17 protein-coding genes and 1 pseudogene are annotated in these 19,640 nt (G+C 68.8%); 8 read left to right on the top strand and 10 right to left on the bottom strand.

Annotated features, from left to right (window positions below; translation table 11 throughout):
* The first annotated feature begins 15 nt into the window (after positions 1–15).
* Positions 16–1,005, top strand: a complete 990-nt coding sequence (gene hemB, locus AC5P6H_RS03955; protein WP_014648793.1) for a porphobilinogen synthase — start codon at positions 16–18, stop codon at positions 1,003–1,005.
* A gap of 32 nt (positions 1,006–1,037) precedes the next feature.
* Positions 1,038–1,307: a gas vesicle protein GvpG gene (locus AC5P6H_RS03950; protein ID WP_014648792.1), complete on the top strand. Its 270-nt coding sequence runs from the start codon at positions 1,038–1,040 to the stop codon at positions 1,305–1,307.
* Between the two features lie 120 nt (positions 1,308–1,427).
* On the opposite strand, the gene AC5P6H_RS03945 is transcribed toward AC5P6H_RS03950, so the two are convergent.
* A complete protein-coding gene (locus AC5P6H_RS03945; RefSeq protein WP_495202326.1) occupies positions 1,428–2,291 on the bottom strand; it encodes a TolB family protein in 864 nt (287 codons plus the stop codon).
* 48 nt (positions 2,292–2,339) lie between these two features.
* Here AC5P6H_RS03945 and aroE point away from each other — a divergent pair, with 48 nt between their 5' ends.
* The 3 genes from aroE (at position 2,340) to dinG (ending at position 5,812) form a co-directional block, all read left to right on the top strand.
* Positions 2,340–3,185: a shikimate dehydrogenase gene (aroE, locus tag AC5P6H_RS03940; RefSeq protein WP_032959067.1), complete on the top strand. Its 846-nt coding sequence runs from the start codon at positions 2,340–2,342 to the stop codon at positions 3,183–3,185.
* Positions 3,186–3,188: 3 nt separating this feature from the next.
* Complete coding sequence (locus tag AC5P6H_RS03935) at positions 3,189–3,542, top strand: hypothetical protein (RefSeq protein ID WP_495202325.1); 354 nt, start codon at positions 3,189–3,191, stop codon at positions 3,540–3,542.
* A gap of 167 nt (positions 3,543–3,709) precedes the next feature.
* A complete protein-coding gene (gene dinG, locus AC5P6H_RS03930; RefSeq protein WP_049404916.1) occupies positions 3,710–5,812 on the top strand; it encodes an ATP-dependent DNA helicase DinG in 2,103 nt (700 codons plus the stop codon).
* Between the two features lie 105 nt (positions 5,813–5,917).
* Here the strand turns inward: dinG and ilvD are convergent, their stop codons facing one another.
* A complete protein-coding gene (gene ilvD, locus AC5P6H_RS03925; RefSeq protein ID WP_495202324.1) occupies positions 5,918–7,756 on the bottom strand; it encodes a dihydroxy-acid dehydratase in 1,839 nt (612 codons plus the stop codon).
* Between the two features lie 409 nt (positions 7,757–8,165).
* On the opposite strand from ilvD, the gene AC5P6H_RS03920 reads away from it, so the two are divergent.
* The 3 genes from AC5P6H_RS03920 to AC5P6H_RS03910 are packed head-to-tail and all read left to right on the top strand — an operon-like array spanning position 8,166 to position 10,583.
* Positions 8,166–8,738 (top strand): DUF1190 domain-containing protein, encoded by a 573-nt coding sequence (locus tag AC5P6H_RS03920; RefSeq protein ID WP_005420172.1) that lies wholly within the window; start codon positions 8,166–8,168, stop codon positions 8,736–8,738.
* Positions 8,739–8,745: 7 nt separating this feature from the next.
* Entirely contained in the window at positions 8,746–9,924 is a 1,179-nt protein-coding gene (locus AC5P6H_RS03915) for a glutathionylspermidine synthase family protein (protein ID WP_032957032.1), read from the top strand.
* A complete protein-coding gene (locus tag AC5P6H_RS03910; RefSeq protein ID WP_032957033.1) occupies positions 9,924–10,583 on the top strand; it encodes a hypothetical protein in 660 nt (219 codons plus the stop codon). The genes AC5P6H_RS03915 and AC5P6H_RS03910 overlap by 1 nt, the downstream gene beginning before the upstream one ends.
* 572 nt (positions 10,584–11,155) lie before the next feature.
* Here AC5P6H_RS03910 and AC5P6H_RS03905 read toward each other — a convergent pair.
* The 8 genes and pseudogenes from AC5P6H_RS03905 to AC5P6H_RS03870 all read right to left on the bottom strand — a co-directional run bounded on the left by AC5P6H_RS03905 (position 11,156) and on the right by AC5P6H_RS03870 (position 19,517).
* The gene (locus tag AC5P6H_RS03905; protein ID WP_014648783.1) at positions 11,156–12,454 is read right to left on the bottom strand and encodes a DUF58 domain-containing protein; all 1,299 of its coding nucleotides are present in this window, start codon (positions 12,452–12,454) and stop codon (positions 11,156–11,158) included.
* Positions 12,451–13,437 (bottom strand): AAA family ATPase, encoded by a 987-nt coding sequence (locus AC5P6H_RS03900; protein WP_014648782.1) that lies wholly within the window; start codon positions 13,435–13,437, stop codon positions 12,451–12,453. Before AC5P6H_RS03900 ends, AC5P6H_RS03905 begins: the two co-directional genes overlap by 4 nt.
* On the bottom strand, positions 13,434–14,618 hold the full coding sequence (locus tag AC5P6H_RS03895; RefSeq protein ID WP_049442036.1) for a DUF4350 domain-containing protein: 1,185 nt from the start codon (positions 14,616–14,618) through the stop codon (positions 13,434–13,436). The genes AC5P6H_RS03900 and AC5P6H_RS03895 overlap by 4 nt, the downstream gene beginning before the upstream one ends.
* A complete protein-coding gene (locus AC5P6H_RS03890) occupies positions 14,615–16,231 on the bottom strand; it encodes a DUF4129 domain-containing protein (protein WP_227864353.1) in 1,617 nt (538 codons plus the stop codon). The genes AC5P6H_RS03895 and AC5P6H_RS03890 overlap by 4 nt, the downstream gene beginning before the upstream one ends.
* On the bottom strand, positions 16,221–17,213 hold the full coding sequence (locus AC5P6H_RS03885; RefSeq protein ID WP_014648779.1) for a stage II sporulation protein M: 993 nt from the start codon (positions 17,211–17,213) through the stop codon (positions 16,221–16,223). The genes AC5P6H_RS03890 and AC5P6H_RS03885 overlap by 11 nt, the downstream gene beginning before the upstream one ends.
* Positions 17,210–17,899 carry an RDD family protein gene (locus AC5P6H_RS03880; RefSeq protein WP_014648778.1) on the bottom strand — a complete coding sequence of 230 codons (690 nt, stop codon included), beginning with the start codon at positions 17,897–17,899 and terminating at the stop codon, positions 17,210–17,212. Before AC5P6H_RS03880 ends, AC5P6H_RS03885 begins: the two co-directional genes overlap by 4 nt.
* Before the next feature lie 123 nt (positions 17,900–18,022).
* Positions 18,023–18,553 carry a gamma carbonic anhydrase family protein gene (locus tag AC5P6H_RS03875; protein ID WP_075075641.1) on the bottom strand — a complete coding sequence of 177 codons (531 nt, stop codon included), beginning with the start codon at positions 18,551–18,553 and terminating at the stop codon, positions 18,023–18,025.
* A gap of 141 nt (positions 18,554–18,694) precedes the next feature.
* A pseudogene (locus tag AC5P6H_RS03870) lies at positions 18,695–19,517 on the bottom strand (nucleotidyltransferase domain-containing protein).
* Positions 19,518–19,640: the final 123 nt, after the last annotated feature.

Raw genomic sequence — 19,640 nt, 5'->3', positions numbered from 1 at the left:
TCCTCGGAGCCTGCCATGTCCCACCCGCTTTACCGCCCGCGCCGCATGCGCCACGACGAGTTCTCGCGCCGCCTGATGCGCGAGAACACGCTGACCACCGACGACCTGATCTACCCGGTGTTCGTGCACGAACGTGCGGGCCGCACCGCAGTGCCGTCGATGCCGGGCGTGGAGCGGCTGTCGATCGAAGAGCTGCTGAAGGTGGCCGAAGAAGCGCTGGAACTGGGCATTCCAGTGATCGACCTGTTCCCGGTGATCGACCCGTCGCTGAAGTCGCTGGACGCGTCGGCGGCGTGGGCCGAGGACGGCCTGGCGCAGCGTGCGATCCGCGCGCTGAAGTCGCGCTTCCCGGAACTGGGAGTGATGACCGACGTGGCGCTGGACCCGTACACCACCCACGGCCAGGACGGCATCATCGACGACAAGGGATACGTGCTCAACGACATCACTGTCGAAGCGCTGGTCAAGCAGTCGCTGTCGCACGCCGAGGCCGGTGTGGACATCGTCTCGCCGTCGGACATGATGGACGGCCGCATCGGCGCGATCCGCCGTGCGCTGGATGCCGACAACCACATCAACGTGCGCATCATGGCCTACTCGGCCAAGTACGCCTCGGCGTTCTACGGCCCGTTCCGTGATGCGGTGGGCAGCGCGGCCAGCCTCGGCAAGGCCGACAAGAAGACCTACCAGATGGACCCGGCCAACGGCGACGAGGCCTTGCGCGAGATCGCGCTGGACCTGGAAGAGGGCGCCGACATGGTGATGGTCAAGCCGGGCATGCCGTACCTGGACCTGGTGCGCCGGGTGAAGGAGACATTCGGTGTGCCGACCTTCGCCTATCAGGTGAGTGGCGAGTACGCGATGATGAAGGCCGCCTTCGCCAACGGCTGGCTGGACGAACGCGCCTGCGTGCTGGAGTCGCTGCTGGGTTTCAAGCGGGCCGGCGCCGATGGTGTGCTGACCTATTTCGCGCCGCAGGTGGCGCGATGGCTGCGCGAGCGCTGACAATAGCGCCACGATAGACGGAGGACTGCGCGATGGGACCCGAACTGGGATGGGTGCAATGGCTGATCTGGGGCACCGGTACGCTGGTGTTCGGCGCCATCATCGTCGCTGTCTTCATCGCCGCCTGGCGGGCCGGCAAGCGCCCGCCGGAACAGCTCTCCGCTGCCCGCCACGTGGCCCGTGAGCAGGCGCTGCCGGAGACCGTGCAGGCCGAGCTGGCCGCGTTGAACCAGCGCAAGGACAACGGCCAGCTGAGCGAGATGGAGTACGAGCAGTTGCGCGCCAAGGTGTTGTCGCGCTGACAGGGCGTTTCATCCACGCATGGCGTGGATCTACTGGTAGTCGCCAACCTTGGTTGGCGCTTTCACGTATGCCAACCAAGGTTGGCATCTCCCAAACGGCCATCCACGCATGGCGTGGATCTACCGCGCGCACCCGGCCACCGCCGCCACCTTCGGCACCGCCAACCGGTACACGTCCACGCCACCGGCACGCGGCGCCTTCGCTGCACTGCTGGCCACCATCATCTCGCCCGGCTTGGCGTTGTCGACCACCGGCGCACCGGTCCAGCCGCCGGCCTGGTTGAACGACAGCCCCAGCGGCTGCAGCGCTACACCGCTCCACGCACAGCCGCTGCTCCAGACCTGCGCGGTACTGCCATTGCCGCGGCTGAACACCACGGCGCCGTCCTGGCCCAGCCAGTCGCCGTCGGTCTCGTCGTCGGCGCTGTTCAACGCGCTCAGTGCGCTGGCCGGGCCGCGCAGGCCCTGCGCATCCAGCGTCGCCACGAACAGGTCCCAGCCGGCGCCACGGCCCTGCTGGCGGGCAAACAACAGCTGCTTGCCGTCCGCGCTCAGGGCCGGCCCGCGCTCTTCCCGGCGCCCGCCGTCACCGGCCAGCGGCTGCGCCGGGCCCAGCCGGCCGTCGGCGGCCAACGCGGCGCGGTACAGCGCCAGCGCGCCCTCGCGGCCGGCCGCGAACAGCAGCCAGCGGCCGTCACGGCTGAAGTAGGGATCGCGGGCTTCACCGGCCACACCTACCGGCAGTACCTTTGCCTGCTGCCAGCGACCGTCCACCACGCGCGCCTCCCACAGGCCCCAGCCGGCCTCGCCGCGGCGGGCGAAGACGATGCGCTGGCCATCGGCGCTGATCGTGGCGCGACCCTCGTCGGCGCGGGTCGAGACCACGCCCATGCCTTCGATGCCGTACTCGTTCAACGCCATCGCCACGGGGGCAGAGAGTAGACTGGCGGCGAGCACCAGCAGGGGCGGGGTGATGCGCATCATCCGGTTCCGTGCACGAAAGAGCATCAGTCTAGCCAGCTTGAGGATTCCATGACCGACCGTTACGCCGTCTTCGGACACCCCGTTGCCCACTCGAAGTCGCCGCAGATCCACGCGACGTTCGGTCGCCAGGAAGGCATCGCCATCGACTACCGCGCGATCGACCTGGCCCCGGATGCGTTCCTGGCCGGACTGGAGGCCTTCGCCGCCGAGGGCGGTGTCGGCGCCAACGTCACCCTGCCGCACAAGGAAGCCGCGTTCTCGGTGTGCACCACGCTGACCGCGCGCGCGCGCCGCGCCGGCTCGGTCAACACGCTGCTGCGCAAGGGCGACCGCTGGCACGGCGACACCACCGATGGCATCGGCCTGGTGCGCGACCTGACCGACCGCCACGGCCTGGACCTGCGCGGCCGCCGCGTGCTGATGATCGGCGCCGGTGGCTCGGCGCGCAGCGTCGCCCCGGCGCTGCTCGATGCCGGCATCACCGAACTGGTGGTGGTCAACCGCACGCCGGAGCGCGCCGACGAACTGATCGACGCGATGGGCGAGCCCGGCCGTGCGATCAGCCGCTACTGGGAAGACCTGCGCGACCTCGGCGACTTCGAACTGATCGTCAATGCCACCTCGGCTGGCCGCGACCGCGACGTCGAGTTCAAGCTGCCGCTGTCGCTGGTCAATTCGATGACCACTGCCGTCGACCTGAACTACGGCGAGGCGGCCATCGCCTTCCTGGCCTGGGCCCGTGCGGCGCAGTGCCGCAATACCGTCGACGGCCTGGGCATGCTGGTCGAGCAGGCCGCCGAGAGCTTCCTGCAGTGGCACGGCGTGCGCCCGCAGACCGGCGAGGTCTACCAGTCGCTGCGCCAGGGCTCGGCCGTGCTGGCCGGCGAGGACTGACCGATGGACAGCACAACCCTGATGGTGACCGTGCTGAGCATGGTCGGCGTGCGCTTGCCGGTGCTGATCGCGCTGTGCGTCGGCCTGGTCTGGGTGGTCGGTGCGCCGCGCGATGCCACCCGCACCGGCGCGCTGGTCGGCCTGCTGCTGTTGCTGCTGTCCAGCCTGGGTGGCCTGGCGGCGGGCATGCTGCCGATGTGGCTGGTCAGCAGCGGCAACTTCAGCGCCATCTCGGGCATGAGCGCCATCTTCGGCGTGGTGCACTTCGCGCTGGCGATGGTCGAGGCCATCGGCGTGGTGCTGCTGGTGTGGGCGCTGGTGCGCCTGCTGCGTAGCCGTCCCGCCCTGGTCGCCTGAGCGCTGGCGCCGGGCCACGCCCGGCGTGTTTCGCCCCTGTGCGGCGCGGGCTTCGGACCGTGCGCGCCGGCGGGCGTCGTCGCTGGCTCGTTCAGGGTGCCAGCAACAGTGAACGCGGCCGGCCATGCGACAATGACCGGCCTGATCCAGCTACGGTAGTTCCCGGCGTGACCGAAACCGTCGCCGCTCCGCGCACGCTCGATGACACCTTGAAGGACGCGATCCGCAAGGCGTACACGACGCTGCAGGCCAACACCCCCGGCTTCTCCACCCGTCGCTCGCAGAGCCAGATGATCGGCGTGGTGTCGCGCGCGCTGTCGAAAAGCGGTGGCGTCGGCGTGGTCGAGGCGCCGACCGGCGTCGGCAAGAGCCTGGGCTACCTCACCGCAGGCGTGCCGATCGCGCTGGCCACCAAGAAGAAGCTGGTGATCAGCACCGGCACCGTGGCGCTGCAGTCGCAGCTGGTCGAGCGCGATATCCCGAATTTCCTGAAGGCCACCGGCCTGGAAGCGACCGTGGCGCTGGCCAAGGGACGCACCCGCTACCTGTGCACGCGCAATGCCGCCGAGGCGCAGGGCGAGGGCTCGCAGGGCGGCATGTTCGAGGATGACGCGCCACTGTTCGACCGGCCGCTGGCGCCGATCGAGATGGACATCGCCAAACGCCTGACCGACGCCTTCACCAGCGGCAGCTGGGATGGCGATATCGACAATGCGCCGGAGACCATCAGTCCCGGCCTGCGCAGCCGCATCACCACGCCGGCCTCGGGTTGTGCCGGGCGACGCTGCGCCTATTCGGCGCAGTGCGCGGTGCTGCGCTCGCGCAATACGGTGCGCGACGCACAGATCGTGGTCACCAACCACGCGCTGCTGCTGTCGGCGCTGTCGATCGGTGACAGCGACAACGGCCAGCCGTTGATCGCGCCACCCTCGGACATGCTGCTGGTGCTGGACGAAGGCCATCACATCGGCAACGTGGCGATCGACCAGGGCGCGGCCAGCCTCGCGCTGGACGAGATGGCCAAGCGCACCGGCCGCCTGCAGATCTTGATCGCCGGTGCGTACCGCGCGGTCGACAAGGACCGGCTGGGCAACCTGCTGCCCAACGAAGCGATCGAAGTCGCCAGCAACGTGGCCAAGCAGCTGCGCGCGTTCCGTGATCACATCGAGCGGGTGTGGATGCCGGCGCCGGCGGACGAAGAGCCGATGTGGCGCGCGGCCAATGGACGCCTGCCCGAGGCCTGGCGCGAGCCGATCGAGGCACTGGCCGACGATACCCGCAGCCTCTACAACTGGGCGCATGCGGCCACCACGCAGGTGGCCAAGGGCAAGCCGGACGATGCCGCGCGCGAGCGCCTGCAGCGCAACCTGGGCATGGCGCTGGAGATGATCGAGCAGCAGTACAACCTGTGGCAGGCGTGGCGCCGCGAAGACAAGGACGGCGCGCCGCCGATGGCGCGCTGGGTGACTGCCACCCGCGATGGCGACCTGGTGCTGCACGGTTCGCCGGTGTCGGCCGCGCACGTGCTGCGCAAGCTGCTGTGGGATGAAGTGGACTCGGTGGTGATGACCTCGGCGACGCTGACCGGCGGTGGCGACTTCCAGGCGCTGGCGATCGACAACGGCATTCCGGAAGAGGCCGAGATGGTCTCGCTGTCGTCGCCGTTCGACCTGCCCAACCAGGCCGAACTGATCGTGCCGAAGTTCCCGGTCACGCCGGACGACCGCGAAGGCCACCCGCGCGAAGTGGCGCGCTACCTGGACACCGAACTGGACTGGGCCAAGGGCTCGATGGTGCTGTTCACCTCGCGCTGGAAGATGGAGAAGGTGGCCGGGCTGATGCCGGCCGCGCGCCGCAAGCAGGTGCTGGTGCAGGGCGAGATGTCCAAGACCCGGCTGATCGAGGAACACCTGCGGCGTGTCGAGGCAGGCGAGGGCTCGGTGCTGTTCGGCCTGAACTCGTTCGGCGAGGGCCTCGACCTGCCCGGCGAGGCCTGCACCACGGTGGTGATCACCCAGGTGCCGTTCGCCGTGCCGACCGACCCGCAGACCGCCACCCTCAGCGAGTGGTTCGAGGGACGCGGGCTCAACGCGTTCAACCTGATCGCCATTCCGCATGCGCTGCGCACGCTGACCCAGTTCGCCGGCCGCCTGATCCGCACCTCCACCGACACCGGCCGCGTGGTCATTCTTGATTCGCGGCTGCTGACCCGCCGCTACGGCAAGCGCATCATCGACGCGCTGCCGCCGTTCAAGCGCGTGATCGGCTGAAAAAAGGGGACGGAGGGGATTAAGTCGTTTGAGGCACAAACGACTTAATCCCCTCCGTCCCCTTTTCCCAGATGGCGGCCAGCGGCCGGCACTACCGGATCGGCATCAATCGCCGAGCAGGGCGGTGTTGCGTACGGCGCCCTTGTCGGCGCTGGTGGCCAGCAGGGCGTAGGCCTTCAACGCGCTGGTGACCTTGCGCGGGCGTGGCGCGCGCGGTTTCCAGCCACGTGCGTCGGCGTCGGCGCGGCGCTGGGCCAGCGTGGCCTCATCCAGCAGCAGGTCGATGCGGCGGGCCGGGATGTCGATGCGGATGCGGTCGCCGTTCTCCACCAGACCGATGACACCGCCGCTGGCGGCTTCCGGCGAGACGTGGCCGATCGACAGGCCCGAGGTGCCGCCGGAGAAGCGGCCATCAGTGAGCAGCGCGCACTGCTTGCCCAGTCCCTTCGACTTCAGGTAGCTGGTCGGGTAGAGCATTTCCTGCATGCCGGGGCCGCCCTTCGGCCCTTCGTAGCGGATCACCACCACCTCGCCCGGCTGCACCTCGTCGGCGAGGATGCCGGCGACGGCCGCGTCCTGGCTTTCATAGACGCGCGCGGGGCCTTCGAACACGTGGATCGATTCGTCCACGCCGGCGGTTTTCACCACGCAGCCATCCACGGCCAGATTGCCGCGCAGCACGGCGAGGCCGCCTTCCAGTGAGTACGCATGCTGCAGCGAGCGGATGCAGCCCTCGGCGCGGTCCACGTCCAGGGTCGGCCAGCGCGTGGCCTGGCTGAAGGCCTCCTGGGTGGGGATGCCGGCCGGGCCGGCCTTGAAGAAGGCATGCAGGGTGTCGTTGTCACTGCGCACTACGTCCCAGCGTTCCAGCGCGTCGGCCAGGCTGGCGCTGTGCACGGTCGGCACCGTGGTATCGAGCAGGCCGGCGCGGTCCAGCTCACCGAGGATGCCGAACACGCCGCCGGCACGGTGCACGTCCTCGATGTGGTACTTCGGCGTGTTCGGCGCCACCTTGCACAGCTGTGGCACGCGCCGTGACAGCGCGTCGATGTGGGTCAGGTCGAAGTCGACCTCCGCCTCCTGTGCGGCGGCCAGCAGATGCAGGATGGTATTGGTGGAGCCGCCCATGGCGATGTCCAGGGTCATCGCATTGGCGAACGCGGCCTGGGTGGCGATGCCGCGCGGCAGCGCGCTGGGGTCTTCGCCGCCGTACCAGCGATGGCAGAGTTCGACGATCAGGCGGCCGGCGCGGCGGAACAGCGCCTCACGGTCGGCGTGGGTGGCCAGCGTGGTGCCGTTGCCGGGCAGCGACAGGCCCAGCGCCTCGGTCAGGCAGTTCATCGAGTTGGCGGTGAACATGCCCGAGCAGGACCCGCAGGTGGGGCAGGCGCTGCGCTCGAACGCGGCGACTTTCTCGTCGGAGGCGCTGTCATCGGCGGCCACCACCATCGCATCGACCAGATCCAGCTTGTGCTCGGACAGCCTGGTCTTGCCCGCTTCCATCGGCCCGCCGGAGACGAACACCACCGGGATGTTCAGGCGCAGCGCGGCCATCAGCATGCCGGGGGTGATCTTGTCGCAGTTGCTGATGCACACCAGCGCGTCGGCGCAGTGCGCGTTGACCATGTACTCCACGGCGTCGGCGATGATCTCGCGGCTGGGCAGCGAATACAGCATGCCGTCGTGGCCCATCGCGATGCCGTCGTCCACGGCGATGGTGTTGAATTCCTTGGCGACACCGCCGACCTGTTCGATCTCGCGCGCGACCAGCTGGCCGAGATCCTTCAGGTGCACGTGGCCGGGCACGAACTGGGTGAAGGAGTTGGCGATGGCGATGATCGGCTTGTGGAAGTCGCCGTCCTTCATGCCGGTGGCGCGCCACAGGGCGCGGGCGCCGGCCATGTTGCGACCGGCGGTGGAGGTGCGGGAACGGTATTCGGGCATGGCGGGCGGAACGGGCGGGCCGTACGACGTGGGGGTCAGCCGATCATGGCCAATTTTTTCGGTTGCTGCTGCAACCACCTTCACCGCTTGCAGCGGCTTGGCGGTCCGCGCATTTCCCCTTATCCCCGCGCCTTCGGCGCGCCCCCCTTGAACAACAAGGGGGCTTCTTGCCGGAGACTTGGCTGCGCGCGCCGGGCATGACCGGGCGCCGCGGGATGTGTGCCAACCAAGGTTGGCACCTACCAGAGCGGTGCGTCGCCTGGGGTCGGATCCCATCGCGGCGCGATGGGCTCTGACCCCAATGCCGACGAAAATGAAAGTCCGTTCATCTTTCGGACTTTGCCGATTCCGGTTGCTGGCCCGGATTTGGCATCATTGGGGCATTGATCCGTCGACAGGGCATGAGGCCATGAAACGTTCCCGCACCACCGCGCTGCTGCTGATGAGCGCCGCGCCGCTGCTGTTCACCGCCTGCCAGAAGGAGCCGGAGGTGAAGGTGCAGGAAGGCCTGTATACCTCGGTGGAGGCCTGCACCGAGGCCACCGGCGATCCGTCGTCGTGCCGCAATGCGTTCGCTGAAGCGCAGAAGCAGGCCGCCGATGCGGCGCCGAAGTACGCCAGCAAGGAAGCCTGCGAGAAGGACTACAAGCCGGAACAGTGCGTGCAGCAGCACACCTCGGCCGGTACCTCGTTCATCGGCCCGATGATGATGGGCTTCTTCATGTCGCAGATGCTGAGCAACCGCGGCGGCCTCGCCCCGCAGGCGCCGGCGTCGGCACCGGCTTACCAGGACAAGAATGCGGGTTGGGCGCGCCCGGCACCGGGCGGCACCGGTGGCCTGAACACCGCCAGCGGCATCGGTGCTGGCAAGGCCGGCCTGGCCCCGGTCACCAGCGAGCCGAACCGTGCGGTCACTGCCAGCCGTGGTGGCTTCGGCAACACCAGCGCACGCCGCAGCACCAGCGGCAGCTACGGCGGCTGATCAACCCATGCAGCGCATCCGGATTGCCGAGCGTGCCCAGTGGCGGGCGCGCGCGGAAGAGGCGGGTTTCCGCTTCCACACCATCGACGGCCAGCCGTACTGGGATGAACGCGCGTATTACGCCTTCACCCTGCGCCAGATCGAACAGGACATCGAAGACCCCAGCGCCGAGCTGCACCAGATGGCGCTGGATCTGGTCGGTGATGTCATCGGCAGCGAACGCTTGATGGACCAGCTGGCGATTCCGTCGCACTACCGCGACTGGATCGCCGACAGCTGGCGCCAGCGCCAGCCGCACCTCTATGGCCGCCTGGACCTGGCCTACGACGGTACCGGCCCGGCCAAGCTGTACGAATTGAACTACGACACGCCGACCTCGCTGTTCGAAGCCAGCTTCTTCCAGTGGCAGTGGCTGGAAGACCAGCGCAATGCCGGCCGCCTGCCGCAGCATGCCGACCAGTTCAACGCCATCCACGAAGCGCTGGTCGAGCGTTTCGGCGACCTCGCCACACAGCTGCCGCCGCCGCTGTACTTCAGCGCGGTCGGCAGTTCGGAGGAAGACCGCGGCACGGTCGAGTACCTGCGCGACTGTGCGTCGCAGGCCGGCCTGCATGGCCAGGCCATCGCCATCGAGGACATTGGCCTGTCCGAGGACGGACGCTTCACCGCGCTGGACGATTCGGTGATCGGCACGCTGTTCAAGCTGTATCCGCTGGAAGACCTGATGGCCGAGGAATTCGGCCGCGCGCTGCCCGGTTCGGGCGTGCAGCTGCTGGAACCGGCCTGGAAGGCGGTGCTGAGCAACAAGGGCATCCTGCCGCTGCTGTGGCAGCGCAACGTGGGCCATCCGAACCTGCTGGAAGCGCATTTCGATGACGGCAGCACGCTGGCGTCGGGCTGGGTACGCAAACCGCTGTTCTCGCGCGAAGGCGCCAACATCGAGATGCACCTGGCCGATGGCAGCACCCAACGCAGCGACGGTCCCTACGACGGCCCGGCGATCATCCAGCGTGCGCATCCTCTCACCCGCTTCGAAGGCGGCTATCCGCTGATCGGCAGCTGGGTGATCGGTGACCATGCCTGCGGCATCGGCATCCGCGAGGATGACAGCGCGATCACCCGCGACAGTGCGCGCTTCGTGCCGCACGCGATCGTCGACGAGGCGCCGACGCGGATCTACGTCTGATGACGGTGCGGCGCAATCGCGACCTGCGGCCTGCGCCGCTGCCGGGCCGGCATCTGGATGACGGCCACGCCCTGTGGCGCTATTCGGACCGCATCGCGGTGCGCTGCCACCGCTGCGATACGCCCGGCTGGGTGGTGCGGACGCCGGAATCGCGACGTTTCCGCTGCCTGGGCTGCAGCGCAGCCCTCGACAGTGGATGCGGCTGCGGTTGCTGTGCCGCGGGCGACTGGGTCGGGCCCGTGCGCTACAGCGGCTATCGTCCCTGCGGATACTGCGGGCACAAATGGGTCCGCGCCGAGCTGCACCGTGCGCGTGCAGTGTCGCCGTTGCGGACGCTGGCGGCGGACTGCAGTCAGTGCGGACGCAGCAGCGAGGTGGAGGTCACGTTGTCGCGATGGCGTGGCAATGAGGCGATCGATCCGCATTTTGGCTTGCCGCTGCGGCTGGTCGAAAAGACTGCGGCCGGCGTGCTGTGGGCCTACAACGAAGCCCATCTGCAGGCACTGCACGACTACGCTGCCGCGCCTCTGCGCGAGCGCGCGGGCGTTACCAACGGTTCGATGTTCTCGCGCCTGCCGCAGTGGATGAAGCTGGGCCGCAACCGGGTGCTGCTGCAGCGTGCGGTGGAGCGGTTGCAACGTCGGTTGCTTCAGGGGTAGTGCCGGCCGCTGGCCGGCAACCGGTTTTGGTAGATGCCGACCTCGGTCGGCGCTGTGGATTTCGTGCCAACCAAGGTTGGCACCTACCAGGGCGATGCATCGGTTGCCGCAGGGGTAGTGCCGGCCGCTGGCCGGTAACCGCCGTTGGTAGATGCCGACCTTGGTCGGCGCTGTGGGCGGGCCAACCAAGGTTGGCACCTACCAGGGCGATGCGGCGGTTGTTGCAGGGGGTAGTGCCGGCCGCTGGCCGGTAACCGCCGTTGGTAGATGCCGACCTTGGTCGGCGCTGTGGGCGGGCCAACCAAGGTTGGCACCTACCAGGGCGATGCGGCGGTTGTTGCAGGGGGTAGCGCCGGCCGCTGGCCGGCAACCGGTTTTGGTAGATGCCGACCTCGGTCGGCGCTGTGGGTTCGTGCCAACCAAGGTTGGCACCTACCAAGGCGATGCGGCGGTTGTTGCAGGGGGTAGCGCCGGCCGCTGGCCGGCAACCGGTTTTGGTAGATGCCGACCCTGGTCGGCGCTGTGGATTCCGTGCCAACCAAGGTTGGCACCTACCAGAGCGATCGCGGGTATCAGAGCAGCCCTTCGCGCTTCACCGCCAGATAGCGTTCCACCAGCGCGCCGGGCAGGGCATCGGCGGTCACGTCCAGCACCATCACCTTTTCGCTGCGCAGGGCCTCATGCGCCTTCGCGCGTTGCTGCAGGTACAGCGCGGCGGCACCGGCCTGGGTGGCGTCTTCCAGTGTCTGCACCTCGCCCTCCAGTGCGCCGTCCAGCTCGCGTTCGCGCAGGCTGGCCACGCACACCAGGTGGCGCCGCTGCAGCAGGCGCACTGCCGCCAGCAGGTCTTCGATGTCCTCATCACGCACGTTGCTGACCAGCATCACCAGCGCACGCCGGCGCTGGCGCAGCGACACCTCGGTGGCGGCGGCCAGGTAATCGGTGGCCACCGCGCGTGGCTGCAGGTCGTAGCTGGCGCGCAGCAGGTGCTCGACCGTACCCATGCCGCGCTGCGGTGCCACCCAGCGGCGTTCGCCACCGGCAGCGTACAGGCCGGCAGCGTCGCCCTGGCGCAGCGCCAGGTAAGCCACCACCAGCGAGGCATTCAAGGCATGGTCGAAGTGCGAGAGCCCGCCTTCGCTGGCCAGCATGCGCCGGCCACTGTCCAGCATCAGCAGCAGCTGCTGGTTCTTCTCGTCCTGGTATTCGCGCGAGATCAGCTTGCGCGCACGCGCGGTGGCCTTCCAGTCGAGCTGGCGCAGGCTGTCGCCGATGCGGTACTCGCGCATCTGGTGGAAATCGGTGCCTTCGCCACGGCGGCGCTTCACGTGCGCACCAACCAGCCGCGAGGCCTGGTCGGCACTGAACAATGCGAAGCGGGTGAGCGGCACGAAGTTCGGATAGACCCGCACCTCCAGCGCCGGCGGCAGCGTGCGTTGCTGCCACCACAGGCGCCACGGCGAACGCATGCGCAGGTGCACCCCCTCGAAGCGGAAGTGCCCACGCTGCAGCGGCTGCAGGTGGTAGTGCAGGGTGGACGCCGTACCGGCCTGCAGGCGCACGCGCTGCGGCAGCGCTTCCAGCGGCCAGCCGCCGGGCACCAGGTCGAACACCTGCACCGTCATCGATTGCTCGGCCTGCAGGCGCAGCGCCGCCTCGCGGCGCACGCCCAGCGCCAGCGCTTCGGGCAGTTCGCGCTGTACCTGCGGCGACGGACGCCGCGACTGCCGCCACAGATCCCACAAGGCGGGCAGCGCGATGACGACGGCTGCCAGCGCCCAGCTCCAGCGCGGCAGCCACCCGCCCAGCACCAGGCCGCCCAGGGCAGCCCAGGCCAGCAGCAGCGCCAGCAGCAGCGGGGCCGGTCTCATCGGCGCGGTGCTTCCACCTTGGCCAGCAGCGCGCCCAGCACGTCGTCGGCGTCCTGGCCTTCGATCTGCAGCTCCGGGGCCAGTGCAATGCGGTGGCGCAGCGCCGGGCGCGCAATGTCGCGCACGTCGTCCGGCGTGACGAAGTCACGGCCGGCCAGCACCGCCTGAGCGCGCGAGGCACGCACCAGCGCGATGCTGCCGCGCGGGCCAGCGCCGACCGCGATGCCCGGCCACTGCCTCGTGGCCGCCACAATCCGCACCGCGTAGTCGATCACTTCGTCATCGACGGTGATCGCCGCGGTCGCGCGCTGCAGTTCCAGCAGCTCGCCGGCCCCCAATACACGCGGCACCTGGCTCAGGTCGAAATCGCTGGCGGCACGGCCACTGGTGATCGCGGTCACCATGCGCTTCTCGTCCTCCAGCTGCGGGTAGTCGATCAGCACCTTCAGCAGGAAGCGGTCCAGCTGTGCTTCCGGCAACGGGTAGGTGCCTTCCTGTTCCAGCGGGTTCTGCGTGGCCAGCGCCATGAACGGCGGCGCCAGGGTGAAGGCCTTGCCTTCGATGGTCACCTGGCCTTCCTGCATCACTTCCAGCAGGGCCGACTGGGTCTTGGCCGGGGCACGGTTGATCTCGTCGGCCAGCAGCAGGTTGGTGAACACCGGGCCGCGACGGATCTTGAAGCTCTCGCTCTTCGGGTCGTACACCGCGTGGCCACTGACGTCGCTGGGCATCAGGTCGGGGGTGAACTGCACGCGCCCGTAGTCCAGCTCCAGGGCCTGTGCCAGTGCACGCACCAGCAGGGTCTTGCCCAGACCGGGCACGCCTTCGATCAGCACGTGGCCACCGGCCAGCAGCGCCACCAGGATCTGGTCCAGTACATCGGCCTGGCCGATGAAGGCGTGTCCAACGGCGGTGCGGATGGCATCGACGCGTTCGATCAGGCGGGCGTTGGCGGCCGCCGGCAGCTCGGGGACTTCGGTCATAGCAGGGATCTCATCTGGAGCAGCAAGCGGATGCGCTCGCGCAGGGCGGAGGAATCGTGCGGTGGCGGGGGCGTGAGCGCGCTGGCAACACGGCCTTGCGGCCATTTCAGCAGTTCGGCGATGGCCTGATCGCGCGGCGCACCGTCCAGTGCAGCGGCTACCGGTGCGCGCAGGCGCAGGCGATGCAGGAACAGGGCGAACACGGCGTCGTACAGGCGCGTGCCGTGGCCGAAGCGCAGCAGCAGCTCGCCACTGGCACGCACGTGCTCCAGCAGCGAGCGGCGTTCCAGCACCGGCGACGGCAGCAGGCTGCCGAAGCGCTGCGAGCGGCCCCACAACCAGCCCAGCAGGGCCAGCAGCAGCGGCGCCCACAGCGGCCAGCCCTGGTAGAACAGGCGCGCCCACAGTGACGGCGGGCGGCTGGCATAGACCAGCCAGAACGCACCCTTGCCGTAATTCGGGTCGAGCAGATAACGGGTCAGGTCGCGGTGCGAGAGATCGTGCAGGCCATCACTGGCCTTGCCTGCGGCCGACGCCAGGCGTGCCGCCGGCGAATCCACCTCGCCGCGCATGAATTCCATGTCGGCCAGCACGCTCACCTTGCCCTGGCCATGGTGCAGGCGTGCGAACACCAGGCTGTGCTCGTTGCCCCAGCGCCGTTCGGCCCGCGCATTGGCGGCAAAGCCCAGCGTGAAGCGACGGCCACCGCAGAACTCGACGTGGCTGGGATCATCGATGACGTGGAATGGCTGGCAGTCGCTCTGCTGATACAGGCTGTCCACGCCCAGCTGGTCCAGCAGGGGCCCCTGCGTGCTGCTGGCGTCGTCCTCGGCGGGCGGCGGCGTACGCACCAGCAGATGGCCACCACCATCAACCCAGGCCAGCAGGGCCCTGGCCGCCGGTGCCGGCAGTTCGCTGCTGTCCTGCAGCAGCACCACCGTATCGTGCGGGCCCAGCGCCATCTGCTGCAGGTCCAGCCGCGGCCGCGAGTGCACCTCGATGCCATCGGCACGCAGGGCCTGGCCCAGCACGTACAGCGGGTTGTAGCCAGCTTCGCCCTGCGGCGGCAGTTGCACGGTCTCGGTCACGCGTTCGTGCGTGCGCAGGTAGAGGATCGTCAGCGGCACGCCGAACAGCACCAGCCCACCCAGCAGCAGCGACCAGAACAGGCGCGGACTCATGCCAGCCACCTGTACTGCCGGCGCAGGGTATCGGCCAATGCATCGAAATCGGCGCGGCTGGGCAGGCGGCCACCGTAGGCGGCGTACTGCCACATGCGCACGATGCGCGCGAACAGGTCACGGTCGGTGGCATCGGGCATGCGCCGCGACGCGCGCAGGCATTGCGCTTCGGTGGCACCGGGCGGAAGCGCGATGCCGCTGCGCTCGCCCACCGTGCGCACGCTGGCGCGGTACAGCAGGGCCAGCGCCTGCCGCGGCCGCCCCTGGTCCCACAGCAGGCCGGCCTGGGTGGCCACGTCCGGCGGCAGCACGACCGGCAGTTCCACCGGTTCTTCCACTACCTGCGGTGTGGCCTCGGCCTTGCGCCGGCCACTGCCGCGCAGCCACGGCAGCCACAGCCGTGCGGTCAGCAGCAGCACCAGCAGCAGGACGCCCAGCAGGCCCCACAGGCCCCACTCGGCCAGGCGTGCCAGCCAGGCGATGCCGTCCTTGCGCGTTTTGCGTTCACCCTTGCTGTTGGTGTCACGCTGCAGCTGCTTGTCTTCCTTCTTTTTTTCCTCGGCCTGCTCGATCGGCTTCCAGCGCGTGACCTGGCGGGTCGGGCGCTGCAGCGGATCTTCATAGGCGCGGTTCACCGCCTGGCGGAAGCCGGCGGTGTCCACTGGCGCTGCACCGAAGATCATGGCCGGTGCATTGGCCGGATCGTTCGCCGCAGTGGCCGGTTCCTCCGCGCTGTCCTCGTCCTCTCCGGCATCGTCTGCCTGTTCTGCGGCCGTCTGCGCGTCCTGCGCATGCACTGGCGCGTAGGCCAGCGGCAGGGCAAGGCACAGCAGCAGGGCCAGCGTGGATGCCGCCGGCAGCAGCCGCTCGCGCAGGCGGCGCAGGGCGATCTCCACGTCCCACGCTTCCATCTGCGTGCGCCGGTTCAAGTACAGGCCGAAGCCGGCGCCGACGTAGAACGGACCGATCAGCACCGAGGCCAGCCAGCACGCCAGGTTGAAGCCGGCCCGCGCCCAGGCGGGTGTGTCCTGGCCGATCATGTCCCACGCGGCACGCCATGATTCGGACATCAGCTCCAGCGGCATGAACATGAACACCGCGCCGATCGCACCGGACACCAGCACCGCTTCAAACGCCATGCAGCCCACGGTCAGCACGGCGGCGGCACCCGCCGCACCAGCGGCCACAGCGCGGCGGCGTGCACCGCGCTGGGCCGGCGCATTGCCCTCCAGCAGGTTCACCGGCAGGCACAGGCTGCGCAGCACGCTGAAACGGCGCCAGCCCAGGTAGCCCCAGAAACCTGCATTGCCCCAGCTGCGTTGCGCGCGCAGGGCCGCCAGCGTACCGACCGGCTCGCCGAAGATGCCACGCGACAGCACGTACAGCGGCGCCCGTTCGAACAGCGGCTTGCACCACCACATCGCCAGCCACGCCCAGCCGAATGCATCCAGCCACCAGCCCAGCGCGTTGAAGACCACGAACAGCGGCGCACTGGCCAGCAGCCAGCTGCCCCATACCGCGCGTGCGTGGCGGCGCGACAGGGCGCTGCCCAGCTCCATTGCTTCCCAGCCGCTGCGCGCGCGCAGCACCACGTCCAGGTGATCAATGCGCATGGCCGCCTCCGCGTCCGCCGCGCCACAGCCACAGCAGCACGCCGGCCCACAGCATGCCGGCCACGCTGAACTTGCCCCACGCCGGCACGTCGGCAATCGACGACCAGAAGGCTTCGATGAACGCGGCCACCAGCAGCATGAACGCCACGCCCAGGCACAGGCGCGCACCGATGCGGCCGCCCTCGACCAGTGCATCCAGGCGGCTGCGCCGGCCGGGTGCCAGCAGTTTCATGCCCAGCTGCAGACCGGCACCGCCGGCGATCACGATCGCGGTCAGCTCGAAGGCACCATGGCCTGCGACGAAGCGCCAGAACGGATCACCATGGCCGATGTGCTGCAGGTGGCCCGCCACCGAACCGATGATCACGCCGTTGAACAGCAGCACCAGCAGCGTGCCCAGGCCGGCCAGCAGGCCGCTGGCGAAGGTACGCAGGGCGATGCTGATGTTGTTGAGGATGTAGTGGCCGAACATCATCCAGTCGGTGCCGCTGTCGCGTCCCAGGCGCTCGGCGGCCGGATCGTACATGCGCTCCATCTCGGCGATCTGGCGGTTGTCCATCACCATGTGGATCAGGTCCGGATAGACCTGCACCAGCACGAAGCAGGCCAGCGCCGGCAGCGCGAACATCGCCAGCGCCACCCACATGCTGCGCGCCTGGCTGCGCACCAGCAACGGGAAGTCGGCCACCAGGAATTCCAGCGCACCGCGCCAGCGCGTCGGCGGCGTGCGGTACAGCACGCTGTGGCCCTGCTGCATCAACTGCTGCAGGCGCTGCACCAGCTGCGGGCTGTAGCCGCGCTCGCGGGCCAGCGCCAGCTGCTGGCACAGGCGCCGGTAGCGCTGCGGGAAGGCGGTATCGTCGAGCGCGAGCGCGCTGGCCTTGCGCCGCGTGCGGCGCGAAGCACCGGCGCGCAGCAGCAGCCAGTGTTCCAGGTCCTGCCATTCCTGCTGGTAGCGGGCGACGAACTGTTCCTGCTTCATCGCCGCCCCAGCAGCCAGTTGGCCATGGCATACAGGCGCAGCACGCCGACCTGGCCGTGGGTGCCGGTCAGTGGCTCGGCAATGCCGGCCAGTTCCTGCTGGCGTGCCGCCGACAGCCGCGGCGCGCGCTCGGCAAAGGCCATCAGCGCCGCCTGTTCTTCCGGTCGCAGCGGCTGCGGCGGGGCCAGCACGCTGTCGATGGTGGGCGGAGGCGGCAGGTACAGCACCGGTGCATGCACCACCACGGTACCGGCCACCAGGTCGCCGAGGCGGCGGCCGTGGGAATCGAACAGGCTGCTGATCAGGCCCAGTGCATAGCCGAACGGCAGCATGTCCACGGTGCGCAGCAGGTTGCGGGTGATGGCGGCCATCCAGCCCACCGGCGCGCCATCGCGCGCGAGCACGTGCAGGCCCAGTGCGCGCTTGCCCAGGGTGCGGCCCCACCGCGCTTCGCAGACGATCGGGTAGGCCCAGTAGACCAGGAACATCAGCACCAGGCCGAGCCCGGAGCCGAACGAATCCAGCAGTGCCAGCGGAATCGACATCAGCACCAGCACCGCGATGCGCACGCCCAGATCGATCAGCCAGGCCATCGCCCGGGGCACCGGGCCGGCCGCCGGCAACTGCAGCGGCACACCCTCCGGCGTCACCACCTCGCGGTAGGTATCGAGCATCGGTGCGGCCATCAGTGCGATGGCCTTCGTTGTGGGCGGCGGAGTCCTCTCCGGCAGGCAGCCACAGGCATGGGGGTCTCGACAGGTCCTGGTCGGGCCCAGACTTTAGCAGAGCCGCATGGCGGCGTTGGCCGTTCAGCCCAGGTATTCGTCCTTCAGCCGCACGTAGTGGTCGGCCGAATAGTGCAGCGACTCGATCTCCCTGTCGCTCAGCGTGCGCGCCGGGCGGGCCGGGTTGCCCACCCAGAGCTCACCTTCACCGACCACCTTGCCCGGGCCGACCACCGCTCCGGCACCGACGAAGCCATGGCGTTCCACACGGGCGCCATCGAGGATGCAGGCGCCCATGCCGATCAGGCTGTAATCACCGATGGTGCAGGCGTGGATGATGCAGCCATGGCCGACGGTCACGCCTTCGCCGATCAGGGTCGGGTAACCGGCCTTGTTGTACGGGCTGTGGTGGCTGACGTGGATGATGGTGCCGTCCTGCACATTGGTGCGCGCACCGATGCGGACGTAATTGACGTCGCCGCGGATGATCGTACCCGGCCACACTGATACGTCCTCGGCCAGTTCCACGTCACCGATGAGGGTGCAGGCCGGATCGATGTACACGCGCTGGCCGAGGACGGGCATCTTGTCGCGGAAGGGGCGCAGCGGGTTCATCGGTGTCTCCGGAAATCAGGGCGTTCACCGCGATGATACCTGCGTGGTAGTGCCGGCCGCTGGCCGGCAACGTCATGGGCGTACCTGGAATTCTGCGGTTGCCGGCCAGCGGCCGGCACTACCCGAGTCAGGTGCAGCCGCTCAGATCGGCGCGTGCTCGGCCAGCATCTGCCGGAACAGCTCATCCAGCCATGCCGCATCACCGTGTCCAGCGGGCAGCTGCGGCGCCTGCGCAGTCCGGATGGCCAGTTCACGATCGATGAAATCGCTGATCGCCGCGACGCGTGGTCCGGCACTGACCTCGGCACTGGCGCGTTTAACCGCCAGCAGGCCATCGATGGCTTCACGCACCGGGCCGTGCGGCAGCAGCCGGTCCAGCAGGTCCTCGAAGGCCATCGGCGGGGGGGGGCTGTTCGTGCTCGATCCACTGGCAGGCCAGCAGTGGGCGCAGCACGTACAGGTACTTCTTCGTGCGTACCGTTTCGCCACGCAGGTAACCGCGATGGTTCGAGCGCGCCATGTTGAAGTAGTGCCACCACGTGCCCAGTGGTGAATAGAACGACTCAGCTGCCTTCCAAAGCTGCGACACTGCGGTGTGATCCTGCTGGTAGATGATCGGCGAGCGCAGCCATTCAATCAGTGTCGGATTGGATTTTGAAACCAGGCGCAATGCCTTGCGCAGGTCCCAGCCGCTGACATCGAGCTCATCGTCGATCGGCAGTTCGATCACGTCCCGCTGCGCATCGCCGGGGCCGGTGCTCTCGTTGACGGTGAGATACCACGGCTGGCGATGCACGTAGATGAAGCGTGCATCGTAATCGCTGTCCGGCGAAGAGAAGCCCCAGCCACGGCTGCCGGACTCGCACGCCAGCAGAACGCGCACGTCGTGTCGCCGTTCGATGTCGGCGAGGCTGGAAAGAATGGCGGCGCGCTTGCCCGGCGCGATCGGGTGGATGTCGTCCATGCAGTCGTGATCCGTTGATGTCGAGCGTGCTCGACTGTAGCGCAGTTGCGCACGGGTAGTGCCGGCCGCTGGCCGGCAACCTCAATGGGCGCACCTGGAATTCTGCGGTTGCCGGCCAGCGGC

This window comes from Stenotrophomonas sp. YJH_SMC_110 (assembly GCF_059369255.1).
This window is presented reverse-complemented; position numbering and strand designations above follow the sequence as displayed.